26 protein-coding genes, 1 tRNA gene and 1 pseudogene are annotated in these 26,275 nt (G+C 58.4%); 21 read left to right on the top strand and 7 right to left on the bottom strand.

Going from position 1 to position 26,275, the window contains the following annotated elements:
• Positions 1 to 229: 229 nt before the first annotated feature.
• From MMG91_RS08740 to MMG91_RS08695, 10 genes and pseudogenes are all read left to right on the top strand, one after another.
• Positions 230 to 2,068 carry a long-chain-acyl-CoA synthetase gene (locus MMG91_RS08740; protein WP_310659348.1) on the top strand — a complete coding sequence of 613 codons (1,839 nt, stop codon included), beginning with the start codon at positions 230 to 232 and terminating at the stop codon, positions 2,066 to 2,068.
• 96 nt (positions 2,069 to 2,164) lie between these two features.
• Positions 2,165 to 2,683: an ankyrin repeat domain-containing protein gene (locus MMG91_RS08735; RefSeq protein ID WP_310659347.1), complete on the top strand. Its 519-nt coding sequence runs from the start codon at positions 2,165 to 2,167 to the stop codon at positions 2,681 to 2,683.
• 133 nt (positions 2,684 to 2,816) lie between these two features.
• Complete coding sequence (locus MMG91_RS08730) at positions 2,817 to 3,347, top strand: hypothetical protein (protein ID WP_305505502.1); 531 nt, start codon at positions 2,817 to 2,819, stop codon at positions 3,345 to 3,347.
• An 83-nt stretch (positions 3,348 to 3,430) separates the two neighbouring features.
• Positions 3,431 to 3,622, top strand: coding sequence for a PLDc N-terminal domain-containing protein (locus tag MMG91_RS08725; RefSeq protein WP_047531608.1), 192 nt, complete (start codon positions 3,431 to 3,433; stop codon positions 3,620 to 3,622).
• A gap of 84 nt (positions 3,623 to 3,706) precedes the next feature.
• Positions 3,707 to 3,866 (top strand): annotated as a pseudogene (locus MMG91_RS08720) (polyamine aminopropyltransferase); the annotation flags it as partial.
• A gap of 140 nt (positions 3,867 to 4,006) precedes the next feature.
• Positions 4,007 to 4,240 (top strand): hypothetical protein, encoded by a 234-nt coding sequence (locus MMG91_RS08715; RefSeq protein WP_310659346.1) that lies wholly within the window; start codon positions 4,007 to 4,009, stop codon positions 4,238 to 4,240.
• A gap of 215 nt (positions 4,241 to 4,455) precedes the next feature.
• Positions 4,456 to 4,797, top strand: a complete 342-nt coding sequence (locus tag MMG91_RS08710) for a ribonuclease E inhibitor RraB (protein WP_008005633.1) — start codon at positions 4,456 to 4,458, stop codon at positions 4,795 to 4,797.
• A gap of 379 nt (positions 4,798 to 5,176) precedes the next feature.
• Positions 5,177 to 6,586: a circularly permuted type 2 ATP-grasp protein gene (locus MMG91_RS08705; RefSeq protein WP_007902187.1), complete on the top strand. Its 1,410-nt coding sequence runs from the start codon at positions 5,177 to 5,179 to the stop codon at positions 6,584 to 6,586.
• 12 nt (positions 6,587 to 6,598) lie between these two features.
• The gene (locus MMG91_RS08700; RefSeq protein ID WP_305448904.1) at positions 6,599 to 7,549 is read left to right on the top strand and encodes an alpha-E domain-containing protein; all 951 of its coding nucleotides are present in this window, start codon (positions 6,599 to 6,601) and stop codon (positions 7,547 to 7,549) included.
• Positions 7,546 to 8,355, top strand: a complete 810-nt coding sequence (locus MMG91_RS08695) for a transglutaminase family protein (protein ID WP_074874856.1) — start codon at positions 7,546 to 7,548, stop codon at positions 8,353 to 8,355. Before MMG91_RS08700 ends, MMG91_RS08695 begins: the two co-directional genes overlap by 4 nt.
• A gap of 124 nt (positions 8,356 to 8,479) precedes the next feature.
• Here the strand turns inward: MMG91_RS08695 and MMG91_RS08690 are convergent, their stop codons facing one another.
• The gene (locus MMG91_RS08690; RefSeq protein ID WP_310659410.1) at positions 8,480 to 9,301 is read right to left on the bottom strand and encodes a cytochrome c; all 822 of its coding nucleotides are present in this window, start codon (positions 9,299 to 9,301) and stop codon (positions 8,480 to 8,482) included.
• Positions 9,302 to 9,809: 508 nt separating this feature from the next.
• Positions 9,810 to 9,944, bottom strand: coding sequence for a hypothetical protein (locus MMG91_RS08685; RefSeq protein WP_310659345.1), 135 nt, complete (start codon positions 9,942 to 9,944; stop codon positions 9,810 to 9,812).
• On the opposite strand from MMG91_RS08685, the gene MMG91_RS08680 reads away from it, so the two are divergent.
• The 3 genes from MMG91_RS08680 (at position 9,943) to MMG91_RS08670 (ending at position 14,152) form a co-directional block, all read left to right on the top strand.
• Complete coding sequence (locus MMG91_RS08680) at positions 9,943 to 11,148, top strand: acetyl-CoA C-acetyltransferase (protein WP_310659344.1); 1,206 nt, start codon at positions 9,943 to 9,945, stop codon at positions 11,146 to 11,148. The two genes, MMG91_RS08685 and MMG91_RS08680, sit on opposite strands and share 2 nt — an antisense overlap.
• Positions 11,149 to 11,186: 38 nt before the next feature.
• Positions 11,187 to 13,331 carry a 3-hydroxyacyl-CoA dehydrogenase NAD-binding domain-containing protein gene (locus tag MMG91_RS08675; protein WP_310659343.1) on the top strand — a complete coding sequence of 715 codons (2,145 nt, stop codon included), beginning with the start codon at positions 11,187 to 11,189 and terminating at the stop codon, positions 13,329 to 13,331.
• A gap of 107 nt (positions 13,332 to 13,438) precedes the next feature.
• Positions 13,439 to 14,152 carry an amidotransferase gene (locus tag MMG91_RS08670; protein ID WP_310659342.1) on the top strand — a complete coding sequence of 238 codons (714 nt, stop codon included), beginning with the start codon at positions 13,439 to 13,441 and terminating at the stop codon, positions 14,150 to 14,152.
• 68 nt (positions 14,153 to 14,220) lie between these two features.
• Here MMG91_RS08670 and MMG91_RS08665 read toward each other — a convergent pair whose 3' ends face one another.
• From MMG91_RS08665 to MMG91_RS08655, 3 genes are all read right to left on the bottom strand, one after another.
• Positions 14,221 to 15,192: a magnesium and cobalt transport protein CorA gene (locus tag MMG91_RS08665; RefSeq protein ID WP_310659341.1), complete on the bottom strand. Its 972-nt coding sequence runs from the start codon at positions 15,190 to 15,192 to the stop codon at positions 14,221 to 14,223.
• Positions 15,193 to 15,337: 145 nt separating this feature from the next.
• Positions 15,338 to 16,060, bottom strand: coding sequence for a 1-acyl-sn-glycerol-3-phosphate acyltransferase (locus MMG91_RS08660; RefSeq protein WP_305448908.1), 723 nt, complete (start codon positions 16,058 to 16,060; stop codon positions 15,338 to 15,340).
• Positions 16,061 to 16,273: 213 nt separating this feature from the next.
• Positions 16,274 to 16,963 (bottom strand): crotonase/enoyl-CoA hydratase family protein, encoded by a 690-nt coding sequence (locus tag MMG91_RS08655; RefSeq protein WP_123496361.1) that lies wholly within the window; start codon positions 16,961 to 16,963, stop codon positions 16,274 to 16,276.
• A 308-nt stretch (positions 16,964 to 17,271) separates the two neighbouring features.
• On the opposite strand from MMG91_RS08655, the gene MMG91_RS08650 reads away from it, so the two are divergent.
• The 8 genes from MMG91_RS08650 to MMG91_RS08615 all read left to right on the top strand — a co-directional run bounded on the left by MMG91_RS08650 (position 17,272) and on the right by MMG91_RS08615 (position 20,766).
• Positions 17,272 to 17,361, top strand: a tRNA-Ser gene (locus MMG91_RS08650).
• 245 nt (positions 17,362 to 17,606) lie between these two features.
• A complete protein-coding gene (locus tag MMG91_RS08645) occupies positions 17,607 to 17,927 on the top strand; it encodes a YbjQ family protein (RefSeq protein WP_038979872.1) in 321 nt (106 codons plus the stop codon).
• 222 nt (positions 17,928 to 18,149) lie between these two features.
• Positions 18,150 to 18,344 (top strand): hypothetical protein, encoded by a 195-nt coding sequence (locus MMG91_RS08640; protein ID WP_008072999.1) that lies wholly within the window; start codon positions 18,150 to 18,152, stop codon positions 18,342 to 18,344.
• A 348-nt stretch (positions 18,345 to 18,692) separates the two neighbouring features.
• On the top strand, positions 18,693 to 19,058 hold the full coding sequence (locus tag MMG91_RS08635; protein ID WP_038979874.1) for a glycine zipper domain-containing protein: 366 nt from the start codon (positions 18,693 to 18,695) through the stop codon (positions 19,056 to 19,058).
• 186 nt (positions 19,059 to 19,244) lie between these two features.
• Positions 19,245 to 19,670, top strand: coding sequence for a hypothetical protein (locus MMG91_RS08630; RefSeq protein WP_052965390.1), 426 nt, complete (start codon positions 19,245 to 19,247; stop codon positions 19,668 to 19,670).
• Positions 19,671 to 19,797: 127 nt separating this feature from the next.
• On the top strand, positions 19,798 to 19,968 hold the full coding sequence (locus MMG91_RS08625; RefSeq protein WP_310659340.1) for a hypothetical protein: 171 nt from the start codon (positions 19,798 to 19,800) through the stop codon (positions 19,966 to 19,968).
• A gap of 107 nt (positions 19,969 to 20,075) precedes the next feature.
• The gene (locus MMG91_RS08620; protein ID WP_305448910.1) at positions 20,076 to 20,300 is read left to right on the top strand and encodes a hypothetical protein; all 225 of its coding nucleotides are present in this window, start codon (positions 20,076 to 20,078) and stop codon (positions 20,298 to 20,300) included.
• Between the two features lie 103 nt (positions 20,301 to 20,403).
• Positions 20,404 to 20,766, top strand: a complete 363-nt coding sequence (locus tag MMG91_RS08615) for a hypothetical protein (protein ID WP_310659339.1) — start codon at positions 20,404 to 20,406, stop codon at positions 20,764 to 20,766.
• A 121-nt stretch (positions 20,767 to 20,887) separates the two neighbouring features.
• On the opposite strand, the gene MMG91_RS08610 is transcribed toward MMG91_RS08615, so the two are convergent.
• Together MMG91_RS08610 and MMG91_RS08605 are read right to left on the bottom strand one after the other, a co-directional pair.
• Positions 20,888 to 21,280, bottom strand: coding sequence for a hypothetical protein (locus tag MMG91_RS08610; protein ID WP_310659338.1), 393 nt, complete (start codon positions 21,278 to 21,280; stop codon positions 20,888 to 20,890).
• Between the two features lie 2 nt (positions 21,281 to 21,282).
• A complete protein-coding gene (locus MMG91_RS08605) occupies positions 21,283 to 26,151 on the bottom strand; it encodes an RHS repeat-associated core domain-containing protein (protein ID WP_310659337.1) in 4,869 nt (1,622 codons plus the stop codon).
• Positions 26,152 to 26,275 lie beyond the last annotated feature (124 nt).

Raw genomic sequence — 26,275 nt, 5'->3', positions numbered from 1 at the left:
CGTGCAATCTGCATGAATTGCCATCGTGCATCCTGCATTTTGCGTGGTCGGCCTGTGATTAGATGGAACCAATCACAACGCCAGGGTTCCGCTTTGCGATGCCTGGTCCGAACGCTTCAGGCGCAGATACAAAACATTTCAAAAACCGCGTGTACAGCGCAAGAACCGCTGACGTATTTTCGGCCTCAATCAACGCCACCCGACAATAAGAAGATCGAACGGGAGCACCATGAGCCGCACGCTGAACGACACGATTACCTGGGGCATGATGCTCCGCAAGCTGCCTTCCATTGCCAAAGCCATTCCCCGGGTGGTGAAGGGCATGAAAGCCGCCAACGTCAAGGACCCGACCCAACCGTGTGGTCTCGGCTGGAGCTTCGAGCAGGCGACATTGCGCAATCCCGATGGCCCGGCCTTGCTGCAGGGTGAGGTGAGACTCACTTATGCACAGGTCAATCAGTGGGCCAATCGTATCGCCCATCATCTGATTGCCCAAGGCATCGGCAAGGGCGATGTGGTGGCGATCTTTATCGAAAACCGTCCGGAGCTGCTGGCGACGATATTGGCGGTGGCCAAAGTCGGTGCGATCAGCGCCTTGCTCAATACCTCCCAGACCCGCGATACCCTGGCCCATAGCCTGAACCTGGTGGCGCCCGTGGCGATCGTGGTCGGAGAAGAGCTGGTGCCGGCCTTCAATGCGGTCCGCGAGCGGGTGGACATCGAAGCTGCGCGCATCTGGTTTGTCGCCGATCAAGACACTTATCGCCATCCGGGCAATTCGCCCGATGGCTTCACCAACCTGATGACGGCCAGCTGCGACGCGTGCAGCGATAACCCCGTCAGCAGCCAGCAGGTTTTTCTCGACGATCCTTGTTTCTACATTTACACCTCGGGCACCACCGGGTTACCCAAGGCCGGGGTGTTCAAGCACGGCCGCTGGATGCGCAGCTCCGCCAGCTTCGGGTTGATTGCCCTGGACATGCAGCCGCAGGACGTCGTCTATTGCACCTTGCCGCTGTACCACGCCACCGGGCTCTGCGTGTGCTGGGGCTCGGCAATCAGTGGGGCGTCGGGGTTTGCCATCCGCCGCAAGTTCAGCGCCAGCCAATTCTGGAGCGACGTGCACAAATACCGGGCGACCACCCTCGGTTATGTCGGCGAATTGTGCCGCTACCTGGTGGATCAACCGCGCAGCGTCGACGACAGTCGGCACAGCGTGACGAAGATGATAGGCAATGGGCTGCGCCCCGGCGCGTGGAGTGAGTTCAAGACGCGTTTTGCCGTTGACCATATCTGTGAGCTGTACGCCGCCAGCGACGGCAATATCGGCTTCACCAACATCCTCAATTTCGACAACACCATCGGTTTTTCCCTGATGTCCTGGGAACTGGTGGCTTACGACCACGACAGCGGCGCACCCACCCGTGATGCCAAGGGCTTCATGCGCAAAGTGGCCAAGGGCGAGCAGGGGTTGCTGCTGGCCAGGATCGACGATAAGGCGCCGCTGGACGGCTACACCGATCCACAGAAGACCGCAAAAGTCGTGCTCCATGACGTGTTCAAGAAGGGCGACCGTTATTTCAATACCGGTGACCTGCTGCGCAACATCGGTTTTGGCCACGCGCAGTTTGTCGATCGCTTGGGCGACACCTACCGCTGGAAGGGTGAAAACGTCTCGACCACCGAGGTCGAAAACATTCTCTTGCAACACCCACACATCGCCGAAGCCGTGGCCTATGGCGTGGAAATCCACAACACCAACGGGCGTGCCGGGATGGCGGCAATCACGCCGGCTGAATCCCTGGCGACCCTGGATTTCAGCGAGTTGCTGGCTTTCGCCAGGCAGCAAATGCCTGCCTATGCGGTGCCACTTTTCCTGCGGGTGAAAGTGAAAATGGAGACCACCGGAACCTTCAAATACCAGAAGACCCGGCTCAAGGACGAAGCCTTCGACCCGAACAAAACCGGCGACGACCCGATCTACGCCTGGTTGCCGGATACCCAGACTTACGTGCAAGTCACCGAGCAGGTGCTGGCGGATATCCAGGGCGGCAAGTACCGTTATTGAATGTGGCTATAGCCACCCATGAGAAAAAAGAAGTGACAGGTTCCGGACCGCTCGGGAAACTATCGGCTTTCCGATTGACCGAATGTGGAGTCCCCAATGTCAGACAAAAGCCGCCAGATGACCCCCGAAGAGGCTGCTGAATTTGCCGAACAGGTGTTCAACAAAGCGCGCGAGGGCGATGCGGCCATGATGGCTGCGCTGCTGACCAAGGGCTTGCCGCCGAACCTGCGCAATCACAAGGGCGACACCTTGCTGATGCTCGCCGCGTACCACGGTCATGTCGAAACGGTAAAAGTCCTGCTCGAGCACAAGGCCGATCCTGAAATCCGCAACGACAACGGCCAGAGCCCGATTGCCGGCGCGGCATTCAAAGGTGATCTGGCTGTGGTCAAGGCGTTGGTGGAAGGTGGCGCTCAAGTGGAAGGTTCGTCCTTCGACGGTCGCACTGCGCTGATGATGGCCGCGATGTTCAACCGCGTCGAAATCGTCGACTACCTGATCAGCAAAGGCGCCGATCCGAAAGCCAAGGATGCCAACGGTGTGTCCGCGCTGGACGCGGCCAAAACCATGGGCGCGGCGGATACCACCGCACAATTGCAGAAACTCCTGGCCTGACCTCTGCGGCTGCGGGGCTTCTGTGGCGAGGGGGCAAGCTCCTTCGCCACAGGTTTATGCCAGGTCCCGCAATCCGTTTCCGAATGCGCTATCCTTCGCGCCCTCCAATATCCCTCGCTACAGGATCCACCTCATGAAAGCCGCACTCGTCGAACTCATCAGCAAAATCAGCTCCGGGTGCATGAGCGATGACGAAATTCTGAAAGTCGCTGATGAAGCGGCTCAGGCCTACGCCGATCCCGAGGCTTTTCTGACGGCCAATCCGGACATCAACTACGACGATACCTTTCCGATCCCGTTGGGCGAGTGGGTGGTCGTCGGCAGCTTGCCGGAAACCGTGCTGTTCCAGGCCGACACCTACATGGACCTGTTTGCGCAGATCGTCGCCTCGTTCGGCCCCAGCGTGGCTTTCAACATCAAACCCAAGCAACTGGCCAAGACCGAAGCCCTGACGGCGCTCAATCGTATTCAAGTGCAGATGAGCAGCATGAATAAAGAAAACGGCGGTTACACGCTGATGAACTTCAGCCAGTTGCTCGACGACGAACTGCAAGTGGTGCTGGTCTACGGTAACGACGTGCCACGGGTATTGGAGTTGTGCGCGGAAGTTGGTATTGCCGCCGCGCCGTCCCTGGAAGCCCTGAAAGTGGCGATCCACGTCTGAAGCTGTCTAGCACGGTAATAAAACGGAACCCTCGCAACACCCGACTATCCTAAGAGTGCATATCACTCTTCGGGAGCGTCACCATGGGTTCCACGTTCAACAGCCTGGTTGGCCTGATTATTCTTGCCCTGGATATCTGGGCCATCATCAACGTGCTTAAAAGTGGCGCCGAAACCGGGATGAAAGTCCTTTGGGTGCTGTTGATCCTCCTGCTGCCGGTCCTGGGCCTGATCATCTGGGCCATCGCCGGGCCGCGAGGCAATGTGCGGATCTGATCGGTTTCCCGCAAACAACACTGAACCCTGTGGGAGCGGGCCTTTGAGAATAATGCTCGCTCGGGGAAGGTTCGACCTGTCATGGCTTGCCGTCGCTGCCTGAACGAAGGCGGCATTCTGGTGATGCAGAACGGCACGCCGTTCATGCAAATCGAACAAGTCATAACCACCGCCGGTCGCCTGCGCAGCCTGTTTCCGGACTGGCACTTCTGCGGCCGTGCCGACCTACATCGCCGGCGCGGTGAACAAACCCAGCAACGACTAAAATGAACACAGGTATCTGTGTTTTTTCTGCTGGCGCGCGGTAATCCGTTTGAACGATCACTCAGGGTAAAAGTCCAGATTGTTGTAAACCCATTTGCGGGTTTTATCGAGGAGGCACCGATGCAAAAGTGGAAAATCACTTTCGTGGATGATCACGGTGAAACAGTGGACGAACTCTTCGAGTGCGAGGAATGCCCGAATAGCGAGCAAGCCGCCAAACTCATTCGCGCCCGGCGCCTGCCTGTCGCTGCCGAACTGGATCTCAATGATCTGGAGGGGCGTACCGATGATCCGACCGTCAAAAGTCTGAAATCCCAGAACAGCATTGAAATCCTCAGTATTACCCCGATCTGATACACCTCTTGTCACATTCACAACCAGACCTTGGCAGCAGCTCTATCTTGGGGCTACTCTGCAATCGAGATCAGCGAATGACTCGCTAAGGTCTGGTCTTGTCAGCTACATGCTTGTTTCCCGTCGGTAACCTCTGTTGCCGTATCGCTCTCACCAATCGGTTGAAAGTGCAGGGAATACGGAAAGTCTATCCATCAGTCTGAGGGGGACGTTTCATGAGCACAGCCTATCAAGAAGACATCAGCAGCAGCGTGCTGCGCCGCATGAAAGAAGGCGGTTTCGACTTTTCACGATTCCACCCCATCGAGTTCTACGCCATTTTCCCGGACGAGGAGCGGGCACGCAGGGCGGCAGGTCATTTCAGTGGTGAATCCTTGAATGCCCAGATCAGCGTGCGCGACGACGGCGCGTGGCATTTGGAACTGAGCAAAGTGATGTACGCCACCTACGACGGGATCGGCGACTTTGAACAGGACTTCGAGGCGGTGGTCGAGCCTCTGGGCGGTATCATCGAGGGATGGGGCGTCAAGCAGGAGGTACGAGGGCTACTCGCATAACTTTATGAACAGTGACAACACTCAGCAACGGCTGACCTTTGGGTTGGCCGTTTTCGTTTTTGCTATATGGAAAGCAAGATCAAATGGACAAAAAAAAGCCACCTGAACAGGCGGCTAAAAGGGAAGAACGATAAGTTTTCCAGCGAATGCGTGGATTATCCGCATCGCCCCCCGGGCAGTGAAATCAACTCTGGCTATGCTGCTGATAGGCGACAGCATTGCTTCGCCATGAAGCGGGGGCGATCAGGTTGGGGCATTTACCGCACAGGATTGGTGCGGTGGGTGCGGCGCCATTATCCAACTGATTGATATCAAAGCGTTTATGCCGATGGCACGGGCCTTGCGAAGGCCTGGATGTCCGGGTGACAAGGAGTACGGCATGATCCGCACCTATTTTGATGAGATGTACGATGCCGGCGGCCAGGTCCGCCCGCATTATCGGGAGTTTGCCCGTTGGCTGGCCGAAACGCCTGACGAGCTTTTGGCACAACGGCGACGCGAGGCCGATCTGTTATTTCATCGTGCCGGGATTACATTCACGCTCTATGGTGATGAGCAGGGGACAGAGCGCCTGATTCCCTTCGACACCATTCCCCGCAGTATCCCCGCCAGTGAATGGCGGGTCGTCGAGCGCGGCTGCATTCAGCGGGTCAAGGCATTGAACATGTTCCTTGCCGACCTCTATCACGAGCAGCGCATCATCAAGGCCGGCATCATCCCGGCCGAGCAAGTGCTGGCCAACGAGCAATACCAGTTGGCGATGCAGGGGCTGGATCTGCACCGCGATATCTATTCGCACATTTCCGGCGTCGACCTGGTGCGCGATGGCGACGGCACGTACTACGTGCTCGAAGACAATCTACGTACACCCAGCGGCGTGAGCTACATGCTCGAAGACCGCAAGATGATGATGCGCCTGTTCCCCGAGTTGTTCGCGGCCCAGCGCATCGCACCGATCGACCACTATCCGAACCTGTTGCTCGATACCCTGAAAAGCTCCAGCCCGATCGACAACCCGAGCGTGGTGGTGCTGACGCCGGGGCGTTTCAACAGCGCGTTTTTCGAGCATGCGTTTCTGGCCCGGGAAATGGGGGTTGAACTGGTGGAAGGCGCGGACCTGTTCGTACGCGATGACAAGGTGTTCATGCGCACCACCGATGGGCCGAAAGCCGTCGACGTGATCTACCGCCGCCTCGACGATGCTTTCCTCGATCCTCTGGCGTTCAACCCGGATTCGATGCTCGGCGTTCCAGGACTGCTGTCGTCCTACCGCTCCGGCAACGTGGTGCTGGCGAATGCCATCGGTACCGGGGTCGCGGACGACAAGTCGGTGTACCCCTTCGTCACGGACATGATTCGTTTCTACCTGGATGAAGAGCCGATCCTGAAGAACGTGCCGACGTGGCAGTGTCGCAATCCCTCGGAACTGTCCCACGTGCTGGCCAATCTTCCAGAGCTGGTGGTCAAGGAAACCCAAGGTTCCGGCGGTTACGGGATGCTGGTGGGGCCGGCGGCGACGGCGGCGGAAATCGAATCTTTCCGTGAGCGGATCAAAGCCAAGCCCCACGCGTATATCGCCCAACCGACGTTGTCTTTATCGACCTGTCCGACCTTTGTCGAAAACGGCATCGCTCCACGCCACATCGACCTGCGTCCGTTTGTATTGTCTGGCCGCGAAACCCGGGTTGTGCCCGGCGGTTTGACCCGTGTCGCCTTGCGCGAAGGCTCCCTGGTGGTGAATTCCTCCCAGGGCGGCGGAACCAAGGACACCTGGGTGGTCGAGGATTGAAGGAAGCCTGCCATGTTAAGTAGAACTGCCTCGGATCTGTATTGGATGTCGCGTTACCTGGAGCGGGCCGAAAACCTCGCACGGATGCTCGACATCAGTTATTCGCTGTCACTGATGCCTCAGGACGGTCGTGGCGATGGCTTGCACGAACTCGCCATGCCGCTGCTGATCACCGGCACTCTGGACGATTACCTGGAGCGTCACGGCGATCTGCATGCCGAACGGCTGCTGCACTTTTTCGCTTTGGATGCGGCCAACCCGGCGAGCATCTACAGCTGCCTCGGTGCCGCGCGCGCCAGCGCCCATGCGGTGCGTGGGCGAATCACCGCCGACATGTGGGAAAACATCAATTCTACCTGGCTGGAAATTCGCGGGATCGCCGAACAGGGCTTGAGTCGCTACGGCATGAGCCGTTTCTGTGAGTGGATCAAGGAACGTTCCCACCTGTTCCGGGGTGCGTCCTACGGCACCATCATGCGTAACGACGCGTTCCGCTTCATTCGTCTGGGCACTTTTATCGAAAGGGCTGACAACACCTTGCGCCTGCTCGACGCCCGTTACGAAATGGCCGGCGATCAGGCCGAAGCAGTCAGCGACGGCACGGCTCACGCCTATTACCAGTGGAGTGCCTTGCTACGGGCCTTGTCGTCGTTCGAGGCTTATACCGAGATCTATCGCGACGCCCCAGGCGCCCGGCATGTGGCCGAGTTGTTGCTGCTGCGCGCCGACGTGCCGCGATCCCTACGGGCCTGCACCGAAGAAATCGACCAGATCCTCGCCCAATTGCCAGGGGCCAACGGCCGTCCCGCACAACGGCTGGCCGCGGAAATGGACGCGCGCCTGCGCTACACCGGCATCACCGAAATCCTCGACGAAGGCCTGCACGCCTGGCTGACCGAGTTCATCCCGCTGGTGCGCCAGTTGGGCAACGCCATACACAGTTCCTACCTGGAGGCTGCATGAGACTTTCCATTAGCCACGAGACCACCTATCACTACGAAGATCAGGTGCGGGCGAGCATCCAGTACCTGCGACTGACCCCACACGACAGCGAGCGCCAGCATGTGCTCAGCTGGCAGCTCGACTTGCCGCGCCCGGTGCGTGCGCAACTCGATCCGTTCGGCAACATCCTGCACGTGCTGACCATGGACGAGCCTCACGAGGCCATCATCATCGGCGCCCGGGGCCAGGTGGACATCGACGAATTGCGTGAGGCGGAACATGAAAGCCAGTCGGCGCTGCCGTTCCTGCGCTTCACGCGCCTGACCGAAGCCGACGAAGCCTTGCGCGCATTCGCCGAGAAGGCCTGCAAGCAACGCCGGGATCGTACGGCGCTGATCGATTTGATGCATGGCCTGAACCAGCACATGACCTACACGCCGGGTTCCACCGAAGTGGACACCAGCGCCGCCCAGGCATTCGCCGGGCGTTCCGGGGTCTGCCAGGACCACACCCATGCGTTTCTCGCCTGCGCTCGCAGCCTGGGCATTCCATCGCGTTATGTGTCGGGGTATTTGTACAGCGAGAACAGCGAACACCTGGCCAGTCATGCCTGGGCTGAAGCCTGGCTGGATGACGCCTGGTACAGCTTTGACGTGACCAACGAACTGGCCCGCCCGGAGCGTCACCTGAAACTGGCTGTGGGCCTGGATTACCTCGACGCCTGCCCGGTGCGCGGCATGCGCCGTGGTGGCGGGTGCGAGCAGATGCATGCGAAGGTGTTTGTCTCACCGACGCCGGCGCCGGTGATCTCCGTCCAACAGCAGTAACCTACACCGATCATTCCCACGCTCCGCGTGGGAATGCCTCCACGGACGCTCCGCGTTCGGCTTTGGATGTGACGCAAAGCGTCACGGGCTGCATTCCCACGCGGAGCGTGGGAACGATCACTGACTATGGCTTCACCTTCCGTCCCGCCATATGCTTCAAATACCCCACCAACAACTCCAGATCCCCCTCCGGCAACACCGTCGTCGCGAACGCCGGCATCTTCGCCTGTGGCCACTGACGCAAGCTCTGCGGATCACGAATGTAGCGCTTGAGGAAATCCGCGCCGAAGTACTCGGTCGGGTTGAACGGAATATTCAAGTCCGGCCCGAACTGCGAATCTCCCGCGCCATTCAATCGATGACAGGCCAGGCAGTTCTTCTGAAACAGCGCAAAGCCCTTGTTCACCGGATCGTCCGCCTTCAGCGCAGGATCGGGCAGCAGGGCAGGGAAGCGCTCGGTCACCGGGGCCATGCGCTTGATGCTCGCTACTTGGAACGGCCATTGCTCGGGGCTGATGTTGCCCGCCTGCGGATCGGTCCAGACCAGATAAAACGGCCCCGCACTGTGTTTGCCCTCTGACAACGGCGGCCACGGCTGGGCCGGTTCTTCAATCGCCAACCAGGCCCGCGCGCCTTGGGTATTGAGCAACGGCGCGGCGGCCAGTTCGGCGGCAAAACCGTCCAGGGCCACGGCTTGCAGGTGATCGCCAGGCTTGGTGCCCGTCAACAGCGCCGCCAACGGCACGGCGCGATAGCTCATGTCCCGTTTGTAGGAAACGTCGTTAGTGATCGTGATGGTCTGAACCTGAGGATGCTTGAGCAATTGCTCGGTCTGCCAGGTGCGAGAACTCGCGCCTAGCTCCAGACTCAGCTGTGCGGCAGACAGAGGCATGCTGAGCAGCAAGGCCCCAAATAGAGTGAGCGCTTTCAAGTGATCGCCGTCCATGTCGTGGAAGTGCCGCAAAGGTTGGCACAGCCACGCTGACCCGGGTAGCGAGTCAATCACATTTTTATCAGGCGAAACGAAAACCCTGATGCCCGATCAGCCAATCACCTTGGTCAGGTTCGGCAAAATCAACAACAGTGTTGTGGCGAATAGAATAAGCCCGGCTTGACGTACTTTCGAATGCTTGAACATGGCTTGACCGCCTTTTTTGTTATTTCCTGGTGCCTGCCTGCATATCCATGACGGCAGAGCGCTGCACTTCCTGTAGGACGAGTGCCTCGGCAAAACCCGACGACAACTTCGTACAGGTTTACCTTAGGGCCCGCGTCACGCTTGGCTTAGATCCATTTCGTATGTGTTGAGCACTCATCGCTGTAAAAAAGCATGAGGCTTATGGCCAGCTTCTTGGGCGCCCGTTTGCTAGACAGCTTGGTGATGGGAATCGGTTTATCCGATAGCAGACTACCGTTCGTCTGAGCGTGACCGTCAATGCCAATGAGCACTGCGGTCATTGAATCCACGGCTGCTCAGCATAAGGTGAGGGCATAAAGATCAGGTTCACACGGGCTTCTGTGGGCACCGCCGAAGGCTGGCGATCTTTGATCTTTTGATCTTCATTCACCGTCAGGTTCGAGGACGTCATGACCCAAGCTTTCATATTCGACGCGTTACGCACGCCCCGTGGTAAAGGCAAGGCCAATGGCGCCTTGCACAGCGTCAAGCCAGTGAATCTGGTGGCCGGGCTGCTGACAGCGCTGCAGCAGCGCACGTCCCTGGACACCAGTCAGGTCGATGATGTCGTGCTCGGCTGCGTGACGCCCGTCGGCGATCAGGGTTCCGACATCGCCAAGACCGCCACGCAGGTGGCCGATTGGGACGTCAGCGTGGCCGGCATGCAGCTCAATCGCTTCTGCGCGTCGGGGCTGGAGGCGGTGAACCTCGGTGCGATGAAAGTGCGTTCCGGTTTCGAAGACCTGGTGGTGGTCGGTGGCGTCGAGTCAATGTCCCGCGTGCCCATGGGCAGTGACGGTGGCGCTTGGGCGCTGGACCCGGAAACCAATTTGCACAACCACTTCACGCCCCAGGGTGTGGGGGCCGACCTGATCGCCACGATTGAAGGCTTCAGCCGTCAGGACGTCGATGCCTTCGCCTTGCACTCCCAGCAGAAGGCGGCGCGGGCGCGGGCGAACGGTTCGTTCAACAAGTCGCTGGTGCCGGTGCAGGACCAGAACGGCATCATCCTGCTCGATCACGATGAGTTCATTCGCGTCGAATCGACAATGGAAGGCCTGGGCAAACTCAAACCGAGTTTTGAAATGATCGGGCAAATGGGCTTCGACGCCACGGCATTGCGGGTTTACAGCCAGATCGAGCGGATCAACCACGTGCACACGCCGGGCAACAGCTCCGGGATTGTTGATGGCGCGGCGCTGATGCTGATCGGCTCCGAGGCCAAGGGCCGGGCGCTGGGCTTGCAGCCGCGAGCGCGCATCGTCGCCACGGCGGTCACCAGCACCGACCCGACCATCATGCTCACCGGTCCGGCGCCGGCCACGCGCAAGGCGCTGGCCAAGGCCGGGCTGCGGGTCGAAGACATCGACCTGTTCGAAGTCAACGAAGCGTTCGCTTCGGTGGTGCTCAAGTTCATCAAGGACATGGCCATCGACCCCGACAAGGTCAACGTCAACGGTGGCTCCATCGCCATGGGCCACCCGCTCGGCGCCACCGGCTGCGCGATTCTCGGCACGCTGCTCGATGAACTGGAAACCCGGCGCCTGCGCTATGGCTTGGCGACATTGTGTGTCGGCGGCGGCATGGGCATTGCCACCATCATCGAACGCCTCTGAGCCTGACTTTAAGAAAATCCGACTCAAGGAAAATTGCCATGACCCAAGCCATCCGTTACGAAAAGGGTCAGGACCAGATTGTCGTCCTGACCATCGACATGCCGGGCCAGAGTGCCAACACCATGAACGCGGTCTACCGCGAGGCCATGGCCACCTGCGTCGCCCGACTGGTCGCCGAAAAGGACGCCATTGCCGGCGTGATCATCACCTCGGCCAAGAAAACCTTCTTCGCCGGCGGCGACCTCAATGAACTGATCAAGGTCGGCAAACCCGAGGCCAAAACCTTTTACGACATGGTGCTGACCCTCAAAGGCCAACTGCGCACCCTGGAAACCCTCGGCAAACCGGTGGTCGCCGCCATTAATGGCGCGGCACTCGGCGGCGGTTGGGAAATCTGCCTGGCCTGCCATCACCGTGTGGCGCTGGACAATCCGTCGGTGCTGCTGGGCCTGCCGGAAGTCACCCTCGGCCTGTTGCCGGGCGGCGGTGGGGTAGTGCGCATGGTGCGCATGCTGGGCATTGAAAAAGCCCTGCCGTATCTGCTGGAAGGCAAGAAAATCCGGCCGCAACAGGCGTTGCAGGCGCGGTTGATCGACGAATTGGCCGCCGATCGAGATGAACTGATGGCCAAGGCGCGGGCGTGGATTGTCGCTCACCCGGTCGCTGTGCAGCGCTGGGACGTGAAGGGTTATCAGATTCCTGGCGCCACGCCATCGGATCCGAAGCTCGCGCCGATGCTGGCCATCACGCCATCGATCCTGCGCAGCAAAACCCAGGGCTGCCTGCCCGCGCCGGAGAAAATCCTCTGTGCCGCTGTGGAAGGCGCCCAGGTGGATTTCGATACGGCGCACCTGATCGAAACCCGCTACTTCACCGAGCTGACCACGGGCCAAGTGTCGAAAAACCTTATCGGCACCTTCTGGTTTCAGCTCAATGAGATCAACGCTGGCGGCTCGCGGCCCCAAGGCATCGCGCCTTGCGTGACGAAGAAAGTCGGCGTGCTCGGCGCCGGGATGATGGGCGCGGGCATCGCGTTTGTCAGCGCATCAGCCGGCATCGACGTGGTGCTCAAAGACATCAACCTCGCTGCGGCAGAGAAGGGCAAGGCCCACTCGGCGACGCTGCTGGACAAAAAGGTTGCGCGCGGTCAACTGAGCCGGGAACAACGCGAGGCGATTCTGACGCGAATCCATGCCACCGAGAACGATGCGGATCTGGCCGGCTGCGACTTGATCATCGAAGCGGTGTTTGAAGATCGCGAACTGAAAGCCAAGGTCTCATCAGCCGCGCAAGCAGTCGTCGGCCCGGATGCGGTCATCGCCTCCAACACCTCGACCTTGCCGATCAGCGGCCTGGCCACCGCCGTGCCGGACCAGACGAAATTCATCGGCCTGCATTTCTTCAGTCCCGTGGAGAAAATGCCACTGGTGGAAATCATCAAGGGCGTCCATACCAGCGACGAAACCCTGGCTCGAGGTTTCGATTTCGTCCTGCAAATCAAGAAAACCCCGATTGTGGTTAACGACAGTCGCGGCTTCTTTACCTCGCGGGTGTTCGGCACCTTCACCAATGAAGGCATCGCCATGCTCGGCGAAGGCGTGAGTGCGCCGATGATCGAGACCGAAGCGCGCAAGGCCGGCATGCCTGTCGGACCTCTGGCGATCTCCGACGAAGTTTCCCTCAGCCTCATGAGCCATATCCGCGAACAAACCGCCAAAGACCTGCGAGCAGAAGGGAAAACCCTGATTGAGCACCCGGCGTTTGCCGTGATTGACTTGCTACTCAAGGAATACAAGCGTCCGGGCAAGGCCGCTGGAGGTGGTTTTTACGATTACCCGGCGACAGGGCAGAAGCATTTGTGGCCAGAGCTGAAAACTCATTTCGAGAAAGCCGATGGGCAGATTTCGCCGAAGGACATACGCGATCGGCTGCTGTTCGTCCAAGCCATCGAAACCGTGCGCTGTCTGGAAGAGGGCGTGCTGACTTCGACGGCGGATGCCAACGTCGGCTCGATATTCGGCATCGGCTTCGCGGCCTGGACCGGCGGTGCGCTGCAGTTCATCAATCAGTACGGCGTGAAAGACTTCGTCGCTCGCGCCCAGTACCTGGCCGAGCAGTACGGTGAGCGCTTCACACCGCCTGCGCTGCTGCTGGAGAAAGCCGCCAAAGACGCGTTGTTTTAAGGGACGTTCCAAGGGACCGATGACGCGCTCCGGGGCTTGCCTTGCCACTGTGTTTCAAGGCAGGCTCTGGGGTGTGCATTATTCCCTTCATGTGTCAGGTATTTTTTATGTCGTTACGCATCTGCATTCTGGAAACCGACATCCTGCGTCCGGAACTGGTCGATCAATATCAGGGTTACGGGCAGATGTTCCAGCGTCTGTTTTCGCAGCAGCCCATTGCTGCCGAATTCACTGTGTACAACGTGATGCAGGGCGATTATCCCAGTGATGACGAGACCTTTGATGCGTACCTGGTCACCGGCAGCAAGGCTGACTCCTTCGGCACCGACCCGTGGATTCAAACCCTCAAGACGTACCTGCTGAACCGCTACGAACGCGGCGACAAACTGCTGGGCGTGTGCTTCGGCCATCAACTGCTGGCGCTGTTGTTGGGCGGCAAGAGCGAGCGGGCGACCCAGGGTTGGGGCGTCGGCACCCACAGCTACAAACTTGCGGCCAAGGCGCCGTGGATGAGCCCGCTGAGGGAGGAGTTGACGCTACTGATCAGCCACCAGGATCAGGTCACCGCGCTACCGGAAAACGCTACGGTCATCGCCTCGAGCGATTTTTGCCCGTTCGCCGCGTACCACATCAACGATCAAGTGCTGTGCTTCCAGGGGCATCCGGAGTTCATTCACGATTACTCACGGGCGTTGCTGGATATTCGTCAGCAGCATCTGGGCGAAGAGGTTTATCAGAAAGGTATGGCGAGCCTGGAGTATCCTCACCATGGAGCGACTGTTGCGGAGTGGATGATGCGGTTTGTGGCGCACAAGCCTTAGTCGGATGTTTGATCGTTCCCACGCTCCGCGTGGGAATGCATCCCGTGACGCTCCGCGTCACACCATACTCACAACCACCCCGACCGCTTGAAACTCGCCCACAAACCGACGCACCCAACAGCAATAAACCCCAACACACCGAAATACCCATAATGCCAAGTCAACTCTGGCATGTCCTCGAAGTTCATCCCGTAGATCCCGGCCACCGCCGTCGGGAACGCCAGAATCGCCGCCCATGCCGCAAACTTGCGCTGCACCACGCTCTGCCGTGACGCCTCCAGCAACACCCCGACCTCAATGGTCTGGCTGGCAATGTCCGCCAGCGTTGTCAGGTCTTCCATCTGCCGCGTGACATGGATCTGCACATCGCGAAAATACGGGCGCATGTTCTTGTCGATGAATGGGAAGCTCAGTTTCTGCAATTCCTCACCGATCTCCACCATCGGCGCCGCATACCGGCGCAAACGCAATACATCGCGGCGCAGGCTGTGGAGTTTCTGGATGTCGCGCTCGTTCAGGGAACCGCACATAACGTTTTCTTCCAGCTCATCGATCTCGGCATGGATCGCTTCGCCCATCGGCTGGTAGTTTTCAATCACGAAGTCGAGGATGGCATAAAGTACGAAATCTTCCCCATGCTCCAACAACAGCGGTCGTGCCTCACAACGTTGTCGGACGTACGCGTAGGACGCCGAGTGACCATTACGAGCGGTAATGATGTAACCCTTGCCGGCGAAGATATGAGTCTCGATGAACTCCAGTTTGCCTTCATTGCGGATCGGCGAATACGTAACGATGAACAGGGCATCACCGAAGGTTTCCAGCTTCGGTCGACTGTGTTTTTCCAGGGCGTCCTCGATGGCCAGTTCATGCAGGTTGAACTGGCGTTGCAGGTTGAACAGCTCCTGGGCGTTCGGCTCTTCGAGGCCAATCCACACAAAGTGGCCAGGCTTGGCAGCCCAGGCGGCGCCTTCGTCGAGGGTGATATTGGTGACTTTCTTACCGGCGCTGTAAACCGCAGCAGCAACGACTCTACCCATGATGGTGATTCACTTTTTATTAGCCGCTTTCTGTAAAGACTGGCGGTGCCAGGCAGGATTCAGCTTAACCTTGTCTGCTGCTTGAGAGTCAGCAAAATCTGTAGAGTTCGCAGGCAAAAGAAAACCCGCACAGGGCGGGTTTCTTTCAGGCGGCTTGCAGTTGCCGATCCATCGAGTCGATACACTCGCGCATCTGCTCGCGGCACTGGGCGATCAGCATCGGCATGTCATCCAGACTCAATCCAGCCGTAGGAATCGCCGGCAGCGAACGGATCAGAATCTTCCCACTGCGCCAGCGGTTCAATCGCATGTGTTTGACGTAACTGCTGACACACACCGGCACGATTGGCACGCCTGCCGCAATCGCCATCTGGAATGCGCCTTTCTTGAATGGCAGCAGCTCTTCGCCGAGGTTGCGCGTGCCTTCCGGGAAGACCCAGATCGAGGTGTCTTCATGTTGCAAGGTGCGAGTAGTGGTCAGCATCGACTGGCGTGCCTTGTGCGCATTGCCGCGGTCAATCAACACATTGCCGGCCAGCCAGAACAACTGCCCGAACAACGGCACCCACTTCAGGCTCTTCTTGCCAATGCACACGGTGCGGCGGGGCACCACGTTGCCGAACACAAACAGATCGTAGTTGGACTGGTGGTTAGCAATGATCACGCAGCTGTCAGGCTTATCCATCAACGGCCCGACGTCGGTCTTCACCCGCAAGCGCAAAATGCACATCGCCGGCCACGCATACAGACGCGCGCATAAACGGCTGTTGTCCGGATTAAACGGCCGGCATAGACCGAGGATCACCCCAAGCAGGCCGGCCAGAATAAAGTGCAAGCCCATCAATAACATACGAAACACAAACAGCATTTAAAGGCCCATCGGGACAAAAGGTGGCGCAGTGTACGGATGTGCACTGTTTTCGGCAATTGCCGCTATGGAAGTGGGAGATAGCCGATGTTTGAGCGCATGTTTCCGACTTATGGGTCAGATGCGGCCTAGAGCGCTTGTAAGGTTTTAAACCGGACACGTAAGAAAAAGCCCGACACGATGGTCGGGCTTTTCGGTGCAACGCGTAGGGGCTTAACCCATATGCTCCTGATCCAGGATGATCGCGTTGTCCAGCGTCTCCAACAACGCCTTACGCACTTTCAGTTTGGTGTTTTTGTGGGCGGTCATGTTGAGCTTCTTCAACTGACGAGCCGCCGCCAGCGCTGCGCCTTGCAGCTCTTCGGCCGATACCACCAGATCAAGGAAACCGGCATCCACAGCACTCTGCGGATTGAACATCTCGGCATTGATAACCGCACGATGAAACGCCGATTTGCGCAGACGATCACGCGCCAGCTCGATACCGGCGTGGTGCATGGTCATGCCGATCTGCACTTCGTTCAGACCAATGCTGAACGGGCCGTCGACACCAATGCGGTAGTCCGCCGACAACAGAATAAACGCACCCTTGGCCACCGCATGTCCAGGGCAGGCCACAACCACCGGGAACGGGTGCGACAGCAGGCGACGAGCCAGGGTCGAACCGGCAGCCACCAGTGCAATCGCCTCTTTAGGGCCGGCTGTCATCACCTTCAAGTCATAACCACCCGAAAAAATGCCCGGCTGGCTGGTAATGATCACCACCGCCCGATCCGCTACTGCCCGATCCAGCGCAGCGTTAAACGCAACAATCACATCCGGCGAGATGGCATTGACCTTGCCATTGCTCAAGGTCAGGGTCGCGATACCGTCTTCGAGATGGTAGGAAATCAACTCACTCATGACGCCAATCCTTCTAATAAAGTAGGGCAGACGTTACCCACCGCCGTAGGCCAGGTAAAGCGCCGTGACTGACCACCCGGTCACCCTTTTCCCCGCACGGCAAGCGTTGCCGGCCACGCCAGCCGCGCATTCCCCTCTATATAGAAGAGGGCGCGAAGCCGGAGATTGGCGGGTTTGCCATGGCACGGCACCCACCGGAACAACTAAATCGCTAACCGCATGAAAATTCTGCAAAAAAAGTTTGCCATCAGAAAAGCTTTCGACTACATTAGCGCGCCTCGACAGACAGAACATGTTTGAAGAGATACGGTGAAGTGTCCGAGTGGCTTAAGGAGCACGCCTGGAAAGTGTGTATACAGGAAACTGTATCGAGAGTTCGAATCTCTCCTTCACCGCCAAATTCGATATACACAAAACCCCTGATTTCGAGAGAAGTCAGGGGTTTTGTGGTTTCTGGTGTCCGGATTTTTCAATCATGGCTGCCACTTTTTCAAACCGCCCCCAACGCTGCGTTTCAGGCGTGTTCCGCCCTCCTGTTAGACTGGCAACCGCCCTCGGCGGGACTCGATCTCTATACTCAATTCTCGCGCCGCTTTTTCCGTCGGTTCACCCTATCGACGACAGCTCTGAACAAGGACATTTCATGATCACCACCACAACCCACACCATCGAAGGCCGGCAAATCACCGCTTACCTGGACATCGTCAGCGCCGAGTCGGTGCAGGGCGTTAACGTGATCCGCGACTTGTTTGCCGGGATGCGGGATTTTTTCGGCGGACGTTCTCAGACATTGGAGCGGGCATTGAAGGATGCGCGAATTCAGGCCACCGACGAGATCAAGGAGCGGGCGCGGGCGCTTCAGGCGGATGCAGTGGTAGGGCTCGATTATGAGATCAGCATGCCGTCCGGCAAGGGTGGAATGGTAGTGGTGTTTGTGACCGGCACGGCGGTCAAACTGCGGTAAGTGGTGTGAAGAAATCTTGAGGATGCCGCGGTGCCAAGGACGCGCACATTCTGTTTATTCGCCATCCGGTTTTGTAGGAAGCAAGCCCTGGCCATTCGTCGGGCACGTAACAATCTGAATCACAAGTCCGGGAATGACCGACTAGTCTCAAAATCCTGGGTGGTCGATATTTTCCAGGCAAATAGGGCTTGCCGGTATCGACCCGTTGAGAGGAGCGAAGATATGACTGAGCCGTATATCGAAGACGACGGGGCGGAGTTTCCAATCAATAATTGCGTGCAGTGTGGTCAGACGGACTATGTGCCGAGCTTCGGTGAAGACCGTATCAAAATCAACAAAATAAAATCTACGGTACCTCGAACTCGAGGGCCGAAGTCGAAATTCATGCCCAAGCTGGGTGCGCCTTCCAGGAAGTAAACAGTGATTCGTCGAGCCCCGCCATTGAGCGGGGTTTCTTGTTTTTGAAGGGTAGAAAGCGTGGCTTGGCGGCAATGCGGGAAAACGTCCTACAAACTTTACGAGCACCAGGTTTTTTTTCACAAACTTTTCACACCTGCCTACGTAGTCTCAGCTCATCCGTTAGAAAGCAGTACCCTGGCCCGTCTCCCCAGCGGGCTTTTTTTTGCCTGTCATAAAACCTTTTCCATAAATGCTGTCCAACCGTCGCCAATGACGAGGTTGTTCCGTGTTTGTGTCTGGACTTTGCCTCCTCTAAAGCATTCAATCTCCGGCCTTTCGGTTTCCCCCTTTTTTGAGGTTCTCGTTATGCGTTTGACACTGCCTGCTCTGGTTTTGGGCCTTTTGGTTGCTCAAGGTGCGATGGCTGCCGGTGACGGCACTGCCGCGCTCGGTGGTGGTCTGGGTGGCGCACTGGGTAATGTGGTCGGTCAGAAAATGGGCGGCAGCACAGGTGCAGCGATTGGTGCTGGTGTAGCGGGCGCAGCCGGCAGTGCTGTTGCAGCACGCAAAGGCAGCCGCACCAAAGCGGCCATTGGCGGCGGTGTGGGCGCGGCGGGCGGTTCGGTGATCGGTAACAGCCTGGGCGGCAAGACAGGTTCCACCATCGGCGCCGGCCTGGGTGGCGCATTGGGCGGCGGCGTGGGCAGCAATCTGTCCAAAAAGCGCCACTGATCCTAATGATCCGCTGAAAAAGCCCGGCTTGATGCCGGGCTTTTTCGTTTTGGAACGTTTTTCCATTGTACGGCTCAAATCTCGTACAGTCGGTATTTGCTTTGCTGTTCAACAGACGCAGATGCCAAGCTGACACTTATCCGCGGCACGATCTTCCCCCCGATGCGGAAATTAGAGGTTCATATCATGCGTTTGACATTGTCCACGGTGGTTTTAGGACTTTTGGTCGCTCAGGGTGCAATGGCTGCCGGTGACGGCACTGCTGCAGTGGGCGGTGGTCTTGGCGGCGCGTTGGGTAACGTGGTCGGCGGTCAATTAGGCGGCAGCACGGGAGCAGCAGTGGGCGCTGGCGTCGGTGGTGCGGCAGGGAGCGCGGTCGGTGCGCGCAAGGGCAGTCGAACAGAAGCGGCCGTCGGTGGCGGTATTGGCGCGGCGGGCGGCTCGGTAATCGGCAATAGTTTGGGCGGCTCCACGGGTTCGACTATTGGCGCTGGCTTGGGCGGAGCAGCTGGTGGTGCGGTGGGTAGCAACTTGGGTAATGACAGCGGCAGCTCGCATTCCGGTGGCGGCAAACACAAACACAAGCATAAAAATAAGTACAAGCATCGCTAACTCGATATCGAGTGACATAGAAACCCGGCCCAGCGCCGGGTTTTTCGTTTCTGTCCGTAGGACTCTGGAACGTTTGCCCTTAGGACGCCTCGAACTTCATACACCCCTGAACGTTGCGAGGCATGTCATGACTCCGAAAACCGAAGGCATCGAAGATGAAGGTCCGATCAACGATCCTGGCAACGAAGACCCGGGGTCTCTGATGGACGACGCCACGGTGCCGCTCAACGATGCCGATGACGCAGGCGATGTGGGCAATGTCGAGTACGACGAATACGACGAGGAAGACGACGAGTAACAGGGGTTGCGGTCGGACCGACCGATCGTCCCTCTGATCGAACTGCGTCTATCGTGCTGTCCTCGAAATGTCAGGATCTGCTTTTCAGGTCCATTGAGAGGTGCGTTATGAACGCTGATCCAAAAGAATCCGATATCGACGACGATACCCCCGAATATCCCCTGCCTTCACCCACCGACTCCCTGAGTCGCGATCAGCGCCCGCCCGACGATGACGACACCGGCGTGGAGCAGGTGCCCACCGATACCGATGATGTGAAGCGCGGTGATGTGGAAGCCGACCCCGAAGACCCGGACATTGCCGGGGACGATTTATCGGGAGAACCGAGCTGAAAGCCTGTGCAGCGTTCCACCGCCGCTTGTCGCTTGCGCGGTACCTTTAAAAAGCGACCGCTGCCAGACATCAGGTAAAGCACTCTTTAAAAGGAGGTGCGCCATGATCAGGTCAAAATTGACGACCCTGACGGTGGTCGGCTTATTGTCGATCAGTTCATCAGCGGCGTTTGCTCAATCTTCTGGCCGCGATGCGCCGGTCGACAAGGGCGGGATGCCACCTTATTCGGAAATGAATGCGGGTACCTCGGATGGAAAAAAGGTGCCGCCACCGGACACCATTGGTGGTGGGAATGGCGGCGATGCCAGCGGGAGTAGCACCAGCCCGGGGAAGGGGAGTGGGTCGATGAGCGATGGAAGTTCGATGGGGAGTGGTTCTGGAAGTGGGTCTGGAGAGTCAGGTGGTTCTGAGGGAGGTGGGAGTTCGGGGGGGACAGGCAGTGGCACTGGTGGGGCAGGTGGTTAGACGATCAAGGTATCAAAGCCCAGCAAACAGCTGGGCTTTTCGCATGCGTTGTTTTTACGTCTCTAGCCCCCCATGCTAGTGCATTAGCTAATCAAAGCGCAGAAATTTGGATGCATCGAGTTTATTTTTCTAATGACTCGACCCAGCGTTTGTAGAAAACCCTTTGTTGTTGAATGTCATGTGTGATGTCGTTTTCTTCATAGTCGAAGATGTTGACTGTATCTTCAGTTTCAGTTGATTTTCCCATGTGTAGTTCATATGCAACTAACCCGCTAGACATTTGCGACGACATGCGTGAAGGGTGAACGTTAAGCTTGGCACCTTTGCATAAAAAAAATACATCTGGAAAGTCGGCGCGCAAAAGACCAAGGCATGCGTAAAGATCATGGGCTGTGTAGGTTCTTTTTAAGCCATTTTTCATTATGAAAGTTAATGCCATTTTTTTTCGATCGCATTCGATTGCTGCTTTTTCGGTGACTCCATGAGTCCTTATAGATATTTCTATTGTTTTCATGATTATTTTCTGTACGGATTAGGGGTAGAGTAGCCCACATAGCTGCCATCGGCATTGACTGGTGTGACGCCGATAATGTCTCGGGTGTCAATTCCTCCCGGGAAAGCTATTTCAACCTCGCCCCTATGAGGGGACATCATGCCGAGTTTCTTATTCACATCTATGCCGCGAATATTTCTTATCACATAAACAAACCCGTCGTCATATCCGTAGCCCGTCGCGAACTTTATTGCTTCCTTTTCTGAGGTTGTAGTGCTGACAAATAGACTGGGAGGGCTTCTGTTGTCCAACGCATGCAGGTAGAGATCAGTACTGTCACCCAAAGGCTCAAACCCAGCCTCAAAAATCTCCCAGGATTCTCGCGAATCTCCGCGGTACAAGTAGCGATTTCTTTGTTTCGGGGTAGGAAGATCGGGTTCTCCCTGATCGGATCTGGCGCCTACCGCCGGATCCTCATCCCCAAACGACGGTTTCTTACACCCATCGCCCCCAGGGCAATCACTCAACCCCAACGGATCAACCCACCCCGTCGGATTGCGGGTGTACTGGCACTGGTTCAGCCCACCTGCCAACTTGCTCGGATCCGGCGTCAGGTACCGCCCGACCTCCGGATTGTAGTAGCGATGCCGGTTGTAATGCAGGCCGGTTTCCGCGTCGAAATACTGCCCTTGAAAGCGCAGCGGTTGATCGAGGACCTGATGGGTGTCGCGGTTGAGGCGGGTGAGGCGGCCATAGGCGGTGTATCGGGCGGCCCAGATGATGTCGCCGCTGTAGTCGGTGAGTTCTTGCGGTGTGCCGAGGTGGTCGAGTTGGTAGTAGAACGGGCAGGCTTGGCGCGGGCCTTTGCCGTCGAGCATGGCGAGGGGGCGGAAGGTGCCAGGTTCGTAGATGTAGCTGCGATGGTGATCCTGGCTGTGTTCGGCGACGAGGTGGTCGCCTTGCCAGAAAAATTCGGTGGTTTTGCCGTCGACGGATTTGCTGATACGGCGGCCGAAGGCGTCGTAGCGGTAAGTGGCTTGGCTGCCGTTAGGGAGGGTGGCGCCAATCAGCCGGTGCTGGCAGTCGTAGTGGTATTCGGTGACGAGTTTTTGCGCGGTACCGCGACGCTCGCGGATCAGGTTGCCGAAGGCGTCGTAGTCGTAATGCCGGTCGCCTTGCATCAGCAGGCGATTACCCAGTACCTTCGCAACGCCGGGGTGATCCTGCATCAACAGATTGCCCGCCGGGTCGTGGGCGAAGCTTTCTGGCGGTTGGTCACGGGAATGGCGGACGCGGATCAGGCGGTCGAGGGCGTCGTATTGGTAGCTGCGCTGGCCATGGCGGGTATCGGCGATGTGGTCGAGATTGCCGTTGGCGCTGTAGGCATAGTCGCGACGGTACAGCGGATGTTGAAGTTGGCTGACGGCATGGGCTTTCAGCCGGCCTTGTTCGTCGTAGGCGTATTCGCTGAGCAGCAGGCCCTGTTGGCGGTTTTGTTCGCGACCGAAGGCAAACTGGTGGGTGGTGAGGCGTGTGCCGTTGAGGTCAATGGCCGTCAGCACGCCGCCCTTGGCGTGGTGATAATCGAGTTTGCTGTTGTCCGGCAGGCGCAGGTGGTTGAGTCGGCCGCACGCGTCGTAGCGGTAACGCAAGGTGCCCCAACTTTGGTGCTCGGTGATCAGCCTGTCCTGGGCGTCGTATTCGAATTCCAGCGGATGGTCGTAGCCGTCGTCGACACGGACCAGTCGGCCCAGCGAGTCGTAGCGGTACTTGACCTTGACGCCATCGGGCAGGGTCTTGACCAGCAGACGTCCAGCCGAGTCCCGCTGATAGCCGGTGATCAGCTGTGAGTCGTCATCACCAAACTCGGTTTTCTCCTGCAGGTGGCCGTTGAGGTCATAGCTGTAAGCGGTGCGACGGTCGTCGAAGCCGGTTTCCTGTCGGATCAGGCCGGCGGGCGTGTAGTCCAGGCGATACTTTTCACCGGATTCATTTTCGATTTCCGTCAGCCGTAACTGCGCGTTGTCGTAGCGATAACGCAGTTGCGTGCCATCGGGATTGATCCGGCGGCTGACCAGGTGCAGATCGTCGGCGTATTCGTAGCGGGTGATGCGGCCCAATTCATCGCGTTCGGCGGTGATTTTGCCGTAGGCGTTGTAACTGAAGGTGCGAGTGGCGCCGGTAGGCAGCGTCGTCTGAACCAGTCGGCCGACGGCATCCCATTGGTACTGGGTGAGCGCACCGTGTTCGTCCTGACGAGTCGTCTGCCGGCCTAGCGCGTCGTAGGAAAAGCGCCTCTGACCACCGTCCGGCAAGGTCTCTTCGAGCAACTGCCCCAAGGCATTCCAGACAAACACATGCCGGCTGGTGTCCGGGTAGCGGATCGACAGCAAACGCCCCTGAGCGTCGTAGTGATAGTGGGTGACCTGCCCGTCCGGATCGGTCGCTTCGGTGACGTCCCCCTGAACATTGCGCTGATATTTCCACACCGTTTTGCCGCGATAGCGCGCGTGCAGGAAACCGTTGCGGTATTCGTAGGCTGTCGGCTCGTCTTGCGGCGGAATCAGCGCCACCAACCGTCCGACTTCGTCGTAGCGGTATTCAGTGACGGCGCCGAGCGGATCCTGCTCGGCAATCAGTCGACCCTGATCGTCGTAGGCCTTGAGCTGCTCGCCACCGTCCAGCTCAACCCGGCGCACCAGCCGTGCCTGGTCGTCGTGGACGTAAACCTCTTCGCTGCCATCGATGTTCTGGACCGTAACGCTACCTTGGTCATCCCAGGCATAGCGCGCTTCCATCTGCGCAAACGACGCCCAATGCCGGACGCAGCGCGCCGCCTTGCCGGACCGTTCCCACTCCCAGAAGAAACTCGCCCCACCGACCAGTTGTCGCTGCAGGATCACGTGTTGATCGTCGTAGTCGTAACGCTCGCTTTCCCCGGCAGCGTTGGTCGCTTCGATCAAGCGTTGGCGAGCGTCGTAGCGATAGAAAACCAGCGTCTGCTCTGTACGCCAGGCTTCGCCCAAAACATCGCAGGAGTGAAACGACTGGTATTCGACGGCAATGAGGTGCCTGCGCTCATAGCACAACAGCAGCGAACGACCGGCGCCGTTATCGAGGCGTTGAATGCGCTCCTGACGGTCGCGGGTGATGCGCAAGCGGTTGTTGTAGGCGTCGCTGATCGCCGTCAGCCGACCGTTATGAAAGTGGTAAAAACGCGTGTCGTCGCCAGCCTGGGCGAGGATCAGTTCGTCGGGCTCGTCCCCGAGGTAAATTGCCGCCCGCGACAGGCTATTGTGGATCGCCGGGCGCTCGACGCTCGGCAGCGGAAACGTCGTGCGGCGGTTTTCATGGTCGACCCAGACGACCTGTTCATCGTCCAGCTCTAGCCGCTGCGCCAGCGAATGGCTCCAACCCCAGCCCAGCCCGCAATCGATCTCGGCGGCGCTGGTGCGATAGAGCCGGGTGAAGTCGAACGGCAGGATGCCGTCCAGGGAACCGTCGGTGAGGGTCAGCAGTTCTTCACCGGTGACCATCGACACGGGGCAGCCATTTTTGCAGGTGGACGGCGCGCAAGTAGCGCTGTCGCCGTTAGGGTTTTTCGCCTGATCCGGGACGTCGTCGTGAGGTTCATGACGGCCGAGCCGGGTCATGGCTTCGGACTTGTCACGAGCAATGGCGACCGGATTGTTCACCTGTACGGCAGGAGAGTCGCCAGCATGGATCTGTAACGGAACCGTCGGTGCCGGTTTCAGTGGTGCATTCCGCGCGCTGACCACGAGCGGTTTGAGCACGCCAGCGTGGGTTGTCAGGTCAGATCTGGCCGTCAGTTCGGCCAACCGTAAACTGGCCGCCGCCAACCATTGCCGAGCCCGCTTGGACTTGACCTTGTCCAGGACTTTGGCGCTCATGCCGAGTTTCAGGCCCGTAGGGCCGGTGAGGCGCACCAGCAGGAAACTGATCAACAGTTCTGTACGAATTTGCGCCACGACTTCGGCGATGTACTGCGGCGGCAGCATCCTCAGCCAACTGGTAAAAGCCGCGAGATGGATGAACATCAACGGCTCATCGCTCAACATCAGCAGCACATTGGCGATGGCTTCAGCCGAAGCGTTCAGTAGCGTTTCAAGCTCGCCTTGGGTCAGGTACTCAAGGAGTTTTTCGCTGTTGGTTTGCAGGTCTGCCAGCAGGGCGTAGACCTGCTTCACGTCATCCCACAAACCGTGCAGCGAACGCTCGAAACCGCGCCAGTCGGCCTGTTGCAGCATGCCGTAGCGCTGGGTGAACCCTGCCTCGGAAAACCCTGCCCACAAGGGCTGGAATTCGCTCGACCATTCATTGCGCAACCAGCCTTCGAGCTCGCCGATCACGTCTTGATAGGAGGCATAGAGCGCTTTGACGTGATGAGCGGAAACATCGGGAAAGAAAGTGATGCGATAGCGCTGACCACGCCAGCATTCGGGGATTTCGAGGATGCCGCTGGGGCCGATGGTTTTGTGGACGGGCTCACCGAACGCCAGTTCGCCATTACGCTGCGAGATAACCGGTTCGAGCATCACTGGCGTATCACCGATCGGCACGAAACGCGCGGCTTCAAACAGGTGCACCAGGGTCAACGGACCGCTGGCGGGGCACATGGCGAGCGTCGAACTGACAGGGGCGTTGGAGTCCTTCGGTGCGCTGAGCCGGACTTCGTTACCGACCTTGAATACCTGCTCGACGTTCAGCGCCCCACCGGTCCAGAAGTTTTCCGCCCAGGCTTCGTAGTCGTTGAGGCAGAGTCGAAAATCACCGAGTAACGCTTCGACATCAGGCTGCTCGGGGTTCATGGCGGCGACCACCAGCAGGCCGATGGCATTGTTCAAGGCCAGGACCTTGTCAGGTTCGAACATTCGCAGTCCCTCGCGCTGATTAATCTGGAGCGCAAGACTTTGCGGGGGATCAACGAGGAAAGAAGTCGGGAAAGGAGGTGTTTGGTGTAGGGGAAATCGCTAAATCATCGCGGGCGTCTCGACA

Origin of the sequence: Pseudomonas sp. JL3, assembly GCF_031570575.1 — a bacterium.
Classification (GTDB): Bacteria; Pseudomonadota; Gammaproteobacteria; order Pseudomonadales; family Pseudomonadaceae; genus Aquipseudomonas; species Aquipseudomonas cucumis.
Note: the sequence above shows the minus strand (reverse complement) of the source record. Positions and strands in the feature narration are given on the sequence as shown.

What these genes read in the sequence shown, in the direction of transcription:
- MMG91_RS08605 (WP_310659337.1), bottom strand. Translation starts at nt 26,151, where the DNA reads ATGTTCGAACCTGACAAGGTCCTGGCCTTGAACAATGCCATCGGCCTG.
- MMG91_RS08645 (WP_038979872.1), top strand. Translation starts at nt 17,607, where the DNA reads ATGATCACCACCACAACCCACACCATCGAAGGCCGGCAAATCACCGCT.
- MMG91_RS08700 (WP_305448904.1), top strand. Translation starts at nt 6,599, where the DNA reads ATGTTAAGTAGAACTGCCTCGGATCTGTATTGGATGTCGCGTTACCTG.
- MMG91_RS08660 (WP_305448908.1), bottom strand. Translation starts at nt 16,060, where the DNA reads ATGCTGTTTGTGTTTCGTATGTTATTGATGGGCTTGCACTTTATTCTG.
- MMG91_RS08690 (WP_310659410.1), bottom strand. Translation starts at nt 9,301, where the DNA reads ATGGACGGCGATCACTTGAAAGCGCTCACTCTATTTGGGGCCTTGCTG.
- MMG91_RS08680 (WP_310659344.1), top strand. Translation starts at nt 9,943, where the DNA reads ATGACCCAAGCTTTCATATTCGACGCGTTACGCACGCCCCGTGGTAAA.
- MMG91_RS08635 (WP_038979874.1), top strand. Translation starts at nt 18,693, where the DNA reads ATGCGTTTGACACTGCCTGCTCTGGTTTTGGGCCTTTTGGTTGCTCAA.
- MMG91_RS08735 (WP_310659347.1), top strand. Translation starts at nt 2,165, where the DNA reads ATGTCAGACAAAAGCCGCCAGATGACCCCCGAAGAGGCTGCTGAATTT.
- MMG91_RS08630 (WP_052965390.1), top strand. Translation starts at nt 19,245, where the DNA reads ATGCGTTTGACATTGTCCACGGTGGTTTTAGGACTTTTGGTCGCTCAG.
- MMG91_RS08620 (WP_305448910.1), top strand. Translation starts at nt 20,076, where the DNA reads ATGAACGCTGATCCAAAAGAATCCGATATCGACGACGATACCCCCGAA.
- MMG91_RS08705 (WP_007902187.1), top strand. Translation starts at nt 5,177, where the DNA reads ATGATCCGCACCTATTTTGATGAGATGTACGATGCCGGCGGCCAGGTC.
- MMG91_RS08625 (WP_310659340.1), top strand. Translation starts at nt 19,798, where the DNA reads ATGACTCCGAAAACCGAAGGCATCGAAGATGAAGGTCCGATCAACGAT.
- MMG91_RS08640 (WP_008072999.1), top strand. Translation starts at nt 18,150, where the DNA reads ATGACTGAGCCGTATATCGAAGACGACGGGGCGGAGTTTCCAATCAAT.
- MMG91_RS08710 (WP_008005633.1), top strand. Translation starts at nt 4,456, where the DNA reads ATGAGCACAGCCTATCAAGAAGACATCAGCAGCAGCGTGCTGCGCCGC.
- MMG91_RS08665 (WP_310659341.1), bottom strand. Translation starts at nt 15,192, where the DNA reads ATGGGTAGAGTCGTTGCTGCTGCGGTTTACAGCGCCGGTAAGAAAGTC.
- MMG91_RS08675 (WP_310659343.1), top strand. Translation starts at nt 11,187, where the DNA reads ATGACCCAAGCCATCCGTTACGAAAAGGGTCAGGACCAGATTGTCGTC.
- MMG91_RS08610 (WP_310659338.1), bottom strand. Translation starts at nt 21,280, where the DNA reads ATGAAAACAATAGAAATATCTATAAGGACTCATGGAGTCACCGAAAAA.
- MMG91_RS08670 (WP_310659342.1), top strand. Translation starts at nt 13,439, where the DNA reads ATGTCGTTACGCATCTGCATTCTGGAAACCGACATCCTGCGTCCGGAA.
- MMG91_RS08685 (WP_310659345.1), bottom strand. Translation starts at nt 9,944, where the DNA reads ATGACGTCCTCGAACCTGACGGTGAATGAAGATCAAAAGATCAAAGAT.
- MMG91_RS08695 (WP_074874856.1), top strand. Translation starts at nt 7,546, where the DNA reads ATGAGACTTTCCATTAGCCACGAGACCACCTATCACTACGAAGATCAG.
- MMG91_RS08715 (WP_310659346.1), top strand. Translation starts at nt 4,007, where the DNA reads ATGCAAAAGTGGAAAATCACTTTCGTGGATGATCACGGTGAAACAGTG.
- MMG91_RS08655 (WP_123496361.1), bottom strand. Translation starts at nt 16,963, where the DNA reads ATGAGTGAGTTGATTTCCTACCATCTCGAAGACGGTATCGCGACCCTG.
- MMG91_RS08730 (WP_305505502.1), top strand. Translation starts at nt 2,817, where the DNA reads ATGAAAGCCGCACTCGTCGAACTCATCAGCAAAATCAGCTCCGGGTGC.
- MMG91_RS08615 (WP_310659339.1), top strand. Translation starts at nt 20,404, where the DNA reads ATGATCAGGTCAAAATTGACGACCCTGACGGTGGTCGGCTTATTGTCG.
- MMG91_RS08725 (WP_047531608.1), top strand. Translation starts at nt 3,431, where the DNA reads ATGGGTTCCACGTTCAACAGCCTGGTTGGCCTGATTATTCTTGCCCTG.
- MMG91_RS08740 (WP_310659348.1), top strand. Translation starts at nt 230, where the DNA reads ATGAGCCGCACGCTGAACGACACGATTACCTGGGGCATGATGCTCCGC.